Genomic DNA, 238 nt, shown 5'->3' with positions numbered 1-238 from the left:
AACTGCCAACCGGCAGCACGGTAACAGGTGCCGGCATAGGGACGCGGATCGACGAAGGTCTCCAGCAACAGGGGCTCGAAGCCCCAGTGATCGAGCCAGTCCGCGCGTGCGCGGCGCGCGAGTTGCCCGAGCACATGGCTGGCCAGATGCGGTACCCGGACGTGCGGAAAGATCAGGAAGCGGCTGTGGTTCACCACCCGCGCCACATTCTCGCGGCGGGCCTGCGCCGTCCAGCCGA

1 protein-coding gene is annotated in these 238 nt (G+C 68.1%); it reads right to left on the bottom strand.

Annotated elements, in window-relative coordinates:
- Window positions 1-238 (bottom strand): Druantia anti-phage system protein DruA (locus CAPSK01_RS22115; RefSeq protein WP_273703325.1); only part of this gene is annotated, 238 nt, incomplete at both ends.

It is taken from the genome of Candidatus Accumulibacter vicinus (assembly GCF_000584955.1).
In the GTDB taxonomy this organism is placed as follows: domain Bacteria; phylum Pseudomonadota; class Gammaproteobacteria; order Burkholderiales; family Rhodocyclaceae; genus Accumulibacter; species Accumulibacter vicinus.
This window is presented reverse-complemented; position numbering and strand designations above follow the sequence as displayed.